This window comes from Clostridium sp., from assembly GCF_036639235.1.
Lineage (GTDB): Bacteria > Bacillota > Clostridia > Clostridiales > Caloramatoraceae > Clostridium_AB.
This window is the reverse complement of the sequence record NZ_JAVWJB010000020.1, coordinates 23,265-30,579: the sequence shown is the minus strand read 5'-3', so window position 1 is coordinate 30,579 and position 7,315 is coordinate 23,265. Positions and strand designations below refer to the sequence as shown.

Genomic DNA, 7,315 nt, shown 5'->3' with positions numbered 1-7,315 from the left:
GGGAAAGATGCTATGAATACTCTTATTAACTTTGTTTTTAATAATATGAATATGGAGTTAATATATTTAACAGTGTTAAGTGAGAATACCCCTGCTATTAAACTGTATAGTTCTTTAGGTTTTCAGGAGGAAGGTGTGCTTCGTAGTAGAATATTTAAAGATGGAGAGTATAAGGACCTTATTTCAATGAGTTTACTTAAAGGAGAGTATAAGGGGATTAAATAGTATAAAAATTTTCTATAAGACTAATATTAGTAAACTTTTCACAATCTCTGTAATATAGTGTATTAATAAAAATAATATAACAACCCATAGTTATTAATATAACAGATTGAAAATGTAGCTATTTGTAGGGTTATAACAGTTGATACAGCTATATAATAATAGTATAATAAAGAAAAGAATAATTATTAAGGAGGAATTGTAATGAGATTCCAACAATGGTTAGGCTTCAATAAGGGTACATGGTGTGAAGAGGTTAATGTTAGAGATTTTATTAATAGAAACTATACACCATATGACGGAGATTCAAGCTTTTTAGAAGATGCAACTGATAATACAAGTACAGTATGGAATGAGGCTTTAGAGCTTCTTAAAGAAGAACTTAAAAATGGTGTAGTTGATATAGATGTTGATACTGTTTCAGGTATTAATGCATATAACCCGGGATATATAGATAAGGATAAGGAAGTTATAGTAGGCTTCCAAACCGACGCTCCACTTAAAAGGGTTGTTAATCCGTGGGGTGGTATAAGAATGGCAGTTAGTGCTGCTAAGGCATATGGTTATGATGTGAACCAGGAAATGGTTGATATCTTTAGTAAGTATAGAAAAACTCATAATCAAGGTGTTTTTGATGCCTATACAGATGAGATGAAGCTTGCTAGAAAGGTAGGCATTATTACAGGTCTACCTGATGCATACGGACGTGGAAGAATAATCGGAGATTATAGAAGAGTTGCTCTTTATGGAATTGACTATCTAATTGAGAAGAAGATTGAGGATAGAAATAATATTAAGGGTGAGATGAACGAATATACAATACGTCTTCGTGAGGAAATATCAGAACAGATTAACGCACTGGAAGAAATGAAGTTAATGGCAAGTAGTTATGGATTTGACATTTCACTTCCAGCATCTAATGCAAGGGAAGCTGTTCAGTGGCTTTACTTTGGATATTTAGCGGCTATTAAGCAGCAAAATGGTGCAGCTATGTCACTTGGTAGAGTATCCACGTTTATAGATGTGTATTTAGATAAGGATCTAAAGGATGGAGTTATTACTGAAAGTGAAGCACAGGAGATTATTGATCAGTTTGTTATAAAGCTTAGACTTGCAAGGCATTTAAGAACACCAGACTATAATGATTTATTTGCAGGGGACCCTACCTGGGTTACTGAGTCAATTGGTGGAATGGGACTAGATGGAAGAACTCTTGTTACTAAGAGTAGTTTTAGATTCCTTCATACGCTTGTTAATTTAGGACCTGCACCAGAGCCTAATATGACTGTTCTTTGGTCAAATAAGCTTCCGGAAGAATTTAAAAAGTTCTGTGCTGAGGTTTCTATATTAACAGACTCTGTTCAATACGAAAATGATGATGTTATGAGGCCAAATTTTGGTGATGATTATGCTATTGCTTGCTGCGTTTCAGCTATGATTGTAGGGAAAGAAATGCAGTTCTTTGGAGCTCGTGCAAATCTTGCTAAGGCGCTACTTTATTCAATTAACGGTGGAGTTGATGAGGTTCACAAAACTCCAGTTGGGCCAAAGTGTTATATTAATGATTCTGAGTACCTTGACTATGATGAGGTTATGAAGTGCTTTAATAAGACTATGGAATGGCTTGCGGACCTTTATGTTAATACTATGAATGTTATCCACTATATGCATGATAAGTATGCATATGAGTCAAGTCAAATGGCCCTACATGACTCTAATGTAGATAGGATGATGGCCTTTGGTATAGCAGGACTTTCTGTTGTTACAGACTCTTTAAGTGCTATTAAGTATGGCAAGGTTAAGATTAAAAGAGAAAATGGTATTGCTGTTGACTTTGAGGTTGAAGGAGACTTCCCTAGATACGGTAATGATGATGATAGAGTAGATAGTATAGCTGTTGAGGTTGTAAGTAAGTTTATGAATGAACTTCGCCGTCACAAAACTTATAGAGACGCAGATCACACAATGAGTATACTAACTATAACTTCTAATGTTGTATATGGTAAGAAAACAGGTACAACACCAGACGGTAGAAAGGCAGGAGAGCCATTTGCACCTGGGGCTAACCCAATGCACGGTAGAGACGGTAGTGGAGCACTTGCATCCCTTAATTCAGTTGCTAAGATACCATATTGTAACTGTATGGATGGAGTATCTAATACATTTACAATAGTACCTGAATCATTAGGTAGAGAAAAATCAGAGAGAGTATCTAACCTAGTAGCTATATTAGATGGGTATTTTGGACAGTACGCACATCACTTAAATGTTAACGTACTAAATAGACAAACCCTACAGGATGCTATGGACCACCCAGAAAATTATCCAAACCTTACAATTAGGGTTTCAGGGTATGCTGTTAACTTTAATAGATTATCTAAAGAACAGCAAATGGAGGTTATGCTTAGAACTTTCCATGACAGGGTATAGACTATGATAACTGGTAGAGTCCATTCAATCGAAACAATGGGACTTGTAGATGGCCCTGGTATTAGGGTTGTAATATTCATGCAAGGATGTAAGTTAAGATGTATTTATTGCCACAATCCAGATACATGGAGTATAAACTCAGGAGATGAGATTACTCCAAAGGAGCTTTTGAAAAAGGTTATAAGATACAAGATATACTTTAGAAACTCAGGTGGAGGGGTTACCCTATCAGGGGGAGATCCGCTACTTCAAACAGAGTTTTCAACAGAATTCTTTAGGCTTTGCAAGGAGCAGAATATCCATACCTGCCTTGATACTTCAGGATATGGAGAGGGAGACTATGAAGAATTATTAAAGTATACTGATTTAGTGCTTCTTGATGTTAAACATATTGATGATAAGATTCATAAGTTTATTACAGGAAGAAATAGAGATGAATTTATAGAGTTTGTTAATAAATTAAATGTTTCAGGTACTAAGGTGTGGATAAGACATGTTATGCTTGAGGGGTATACAGATGATGAGGAATATTTAAAGTCCTTTGCAGAGTACGTAGATTCTGTTAATAATGTGGAAAAAATAGAGCTTTTAGCCTATCATACACATGGAGTATCTAAGTATGAAGAGCTTGGTATAAAGTATAGAATAAAGGAGATGGAGCCTTTTTCTAAGGAAAGTTTAATCAAGGCAAAGGATACAGTTCATAAATACTTAAAGAATAAAAGCATAAAAATGCATTAATATATTATCCTTAAGAAAGGGAAGTTTTCTCCTATCCCGTAATAACCCTTTCTTAGGGATTTTAATTTTTTGAAATAAATTTTAAAACTTTGGGAAAAAGTTATATAATATTGGATATATATATAGTATGAATACTTTTTAGGAGGCTTATTTGGATTATAGATATATAGTAGAAGGTGTATTTAAGCTTTTACTTGCCCTTATTTTATCAGGGCTTATTGGAGGAGAAAGGGAGCACAAAAGCAGGCCAGCAGGACTTAGAACCCATATGCTAGTTTGTATAGGAGCCACCCTAGTTCAAATAACTGCCTTTAACTATTACGCTACCCATACAGGAGGCTATAATGTTGATCCTATGAGACTTGGTGCACAGGTTATAAGTGGTATCGGATTTTTAGGTGCAGGTACTATTATTAAGGAAGGTGCAAGTATTCGTGGACTTACAACAGCAGCAAGTCTTTGGGTTGTTGCCTGCCTTGGTATTACAATTGGGTCAGGGCTATATATTGAAGCTATACTTGGTACTATTTTTCTTTATATAGGACTTAAATGTTTTAAGTCTATTGAGGGGAGAATAGCTAGGGGAAGAAAGCTTTACTGCCTTGAAATTGTTGCTGAAAATATACCAGGTAAGATAGGTGAAATAGGTGTTGAAATAGGAAGAGTGGGTCTTAGCATTCTTAATGTAGATATGAGGGATGCTGATAATTCATACTTTACAATAGAACTTGTAGTAAAAAGTAGTGGAGATATTAATCATAGTGCTATAATAGAAAGGGTAGCTTCGCTACATGGAATTCGAGAAATTAAATTTATTTAGATAAATACAGATTGTTAAGCAGAAAGGGAGAGTTACATGGATTACAATGGATACCTAAAAAGAGAAATTGAAAAGGCTCTTTTTCTTGAAATAGGAAGAGATATTAGCTTAAGTTTTGGAAAGAATGAAGGGATTCTTAAAAAAGGAGAATACCCAGTACTACCAAAGGATATGGTTAATATTGCAAAGAATGCTGATGGTGGACTAAGTGCAGGAATAGATATATCTATTTTTATTGAGGGAATGATATATTTAGTTGGATGTGATAATAAGTTTAAGTACACACCTGAGTATTCAGAGTTTCTAAAGACAACAACAGGAATAGAAAGTTATATCATTAGAAAAATTGAAGAAAATAAAGAAAATGATATGAAGGCAGCCCTAGTATATCTTAATACTCTTTGTTATATTAATCCTAAAAAAGAATATAAATATAATAGGGTAGTTCATTTAATGAATATGATGGAGAAGTTATCACTTGAAATCCTAGAAGATGAGATTGTAGATAGTCTAGAGGAGCTTTGCACTGAACATGAAGATTTTCCTATGCCACACTATCATTTAGGAGAATACTATCTTAACAAGGATATGGATAAGGCGAAGATTTACCTTAGAAAATGCCTTGATTATGATGAAACTAGAATAGATGCAGAGGATTTGCTTGATAGAATTAAGTGTATTGAGGATTATGATAATGCTGTTGATCTAGTTAAGGATGGACGTGGAGTTGAGGCTTTAGCTACTTTAATTAGAATAGTTGAAGATCAGCCACTAAATTATGATGCTAAGTATTATCTTGCAGTTGCCCATAGACAGGCAGAGCAATATCAAAAAGCTCTTATGCATCTTAAGGATCTTACTGAATCAATGGAAAGACAAGAAGTGTATGCAGAAATTGCACTTAACCTTGCAGCTTTATATGAGTTTGAGGCAGCTATAGATTACTTTAAAAAAGCTCTACAGATTATGCCAAATGACTCAGGTGTTATATGTAATATAGGAGTTTGTCACCTAAGTCTTGGTGATAATGAAGAAGCTAAAAAGGCATTTGCACTTGCTACAAGAATTAATCCAGAGGATGAAATTGCAGCTGCTTGGCTTAAGCAAGTAGAATCACTATAAGATAAGGCTACCTAAATTTTGGGTAGCCGTTTTTATTATTTGTCTTAGGAGGGGGAAATGGACATAGAAATTCTATACAAAACTTGGCTAGGATTTAATGAGGATGTTTTTAATGAACTTTCAGGTATAGCAGATAAGGAAAAGGAAGATAGATTCTATAAGGAAATAAGTTTTGGGACAGGTGGAATAAGAGGGGAAATAGGCTATGGAACTAATAGGGTAAATATCTATACAATAGGAAGGGCATGCGCTGGAACTGCAAAGTATTTACTTGATAATTTTAATAAGCCTAGTGTGTTAATAGCCTATGATTCAAGAATATTTTCACTAGAATTTGCGAGGCTTTCTTATATGGTATTTACTAGTATGGGGGTTAGTGCAAAGCTTTTTAAGGCACCAGCGCCTACTCCACTATTAAGTTATGGAGTAAGAAGATTAAAGGCAACAGCTGGAATAGTTATTACAGCAAGTCATAATCCTAAGCAGTATAACGGGTTTAAGGTATATGGAAGCGATGGTGGGCAAATAACTAAGGATGTTGCAGGGAAGATATTTAATAATATTACTAAAAGTGAGTATAACTGCAGTATTGTAAGAAAAATTGTTAACGAAGAGGTAGAAAAAGAATATGACTATGTATGTGATATGGTATGTGAGGAATACTATGAAAGCATAATGAAGTTATCATTTAATACAGAACTTGTTAGAAAGTATTCTGACTCGATAAAAATAGTATATACGCCACTTCATGGGGTAGGTGGAGCATATATTAAGGAATTAATGAAGAAAATAGGTTATACCAATGTGTTCTATGTAAAATCCCAATTCGCCCCGAATGGAGAGTTTCCAACAGTTAAATACCCAAATCCTGAGGAGGAGAAGGTATTTGAATATGCGAAGAAACTTGGTGAGGATAAGAAGGTAGACTTACTAATTGCAACAGACCCTGACTGTGATAGGGTTGGTATAATGGTTAGAAATAAGGTTGGAGAGTATGTTCCTCTTACAGGAAATGAAATAGGAAGTCTTCTAACTTACTATGTTTTATCACAAATAAGTTCTAAATCTAACCTTAAAAAGAATTCTGTTGTTATAAAGACTATAGTTACAACAGATATTGCAAAGGAAATCTGTGATGACTTTAATGTTGAAATAGAAGAGGTATTAACTGGATTTAAATATATAGGTGAGAAAATTAAAGAGTATGAAAGTAGTGACAAGAATTTTATACTAGGTTTTGAAGAAAGCTATGGATATTTAGTAGGTGACTTTGTTCGTGATAAGGATGGGGTTATTGCAACTATACTAATAAGTGAAATGGCACTTTACTACAAAAGCATGGGTATGAGCCTACTTGAGATACTTGATAAGCTTCACAAAAAATACGGATACTATAAAGAAAAGTTAGTTTCCTATGAATTTCCTGGAATAAAAGGAGATAGAATAATTTCGTCTATTATGGATAACGTAAGAAGCTGGGAGTTCCTAAAAAGACAGGGAATTAAGCCTATTAACATAATAGACTATGGAATAGGGATCGGAAATTTACCTAAAGAAAATGTTGTAGGTATAGTAATGGAGGATTCTAAGGTTATTATTAGGCCCTCTGGAACAGAGCCTAAGATTAAGTTTTACTTGTCCTCAAATAGTAGGGATGATTTAGATTCTGCATACAAAATAAAACTTCTAGAAAATAACATAAATAATATTGTAGAAACTGTAAATAATATAGAAGACTGAGAATTCTCAGTCTTCTATATTTTTGTTGTATTGTTAGCTATAAATTAGCTTTTGATATGGATATAGATTTTTCATTGTTCAAATGGAGGTACATATGAAGAAGATTTTTATAATATACATGGTAGTGTTTTTAATGGCTTTATTTATAGAGCCTGTCTATGCATTTAATTCAGATGTTAAGGAATCAAGTTTAGATGTTAAGGAGGTAAGGGTAGGCCTTAAAGGCCTTGCATCAAGTAA

General features: G+C 34.1%; 6 protein-coding genes. All 6 read left to right on the top strand.

Going from position 1 to position 7,315, the window contains the following annotated elements; translation table 11 throughout:
* A partial coding sequence (locus tag RR539_RS06625; protein ID WP_332483540.1) for a GNAT family N-acetyltransferase occupies nt 1–225 on the top strand: 225 nt, incomplete at its 5' end.
* Between the two features lie 201 nt (nt 226–426).
* Nucleotides 427–2,652: a formate C-acetyltransferase gene (gene pflB, locus RR539_RS06620; RefSeq protein ID WP_332483539.1), complete on the top strand. Its 2,226-nt coding sequence runs from the start codon at nt 427–429 to the stop codon at nt 2,650–2,652.
* A gap of 3 nt (nt 2,653–2,655) precedes the next feature.
* Nucleotides 2,656–3,393, top strand: a complete 738-nt coding sequence (gene pflA, locus RR539_RS06615; RefSeq protein WP_332483538.1) for a pyruvate formate-lyase-activating protein — start codon at nt 2,656–2,658, stop codon at nt 3,391–3,393.
* 151 nt (nt 3,394–3,544) lie between these two features.
* Nucleotides 3,545–4,213 carry an MgtC/SapB family protein gene (locus tag RR539_RS06610; protein ID WP_332483537.1) on the top strand — a complete coding sequence of 223 codons (669 nt, stop codon included), beginning with the start codon at nt 3,545–3,547 and terminating at the stop codon, nt 4,211–4,213.
* A 36-nt stretch (nt 4,214–4,249) separates the two neighbouring features.
* A complete protein-coding gene (locus RR539_RS06605) occupies nt 4,250–5,335 on the top strand; it encodes a tetratricopeptide repeat protein (protein ID WP_332483536.1) in 1,086 nt (361 codons plus the stop codon).
* Between the two features lie 57 nt (nt 5,336–5,392).
* Nucleotides 5,393–7,075 (top strand): phospho-sugar mutase, encoded by a 1,683-nt coding sequence (locus RR539_RS06600; protein ID WP_332483535.1) that lies wholly within the window; start codon nt 5,393–5,395, stop codon nt 7,073–7,075.
* Nucleotides 7,076–7,315: the final 240 nt, after the last annotated feature.

Bases quoted from the DNA above. Each gene is read 5' to 3' on its own strand.
- pflA (WP_332483538.1), top strand. From the start codon at position 2,656: ATGATAACTGGTAGAGTCCATTCAATCGAAACAATGGGACTTGTAGAT.
- pflB (WP_332483539.1), top strand. From the start codon at position 427: ATGAGATTCCAACAATGGTTAGGCTTCAATAAGGGTACATGGTGTGAA.
- RR539_RS06600 (WP_332483535.1), top strand. From the start codon at position 5,393: ATGGACATAGAAATTCTATACAAAACTTGGCTAGGATTTAATGAGGAT.
- RR539_RS06605 (WP_332483536.1), top strand. From the start codon at position 4,250: ATGGATTACAATGGATACCTAAAAAGAGAAATTGAAAAGGCTCTTTTT.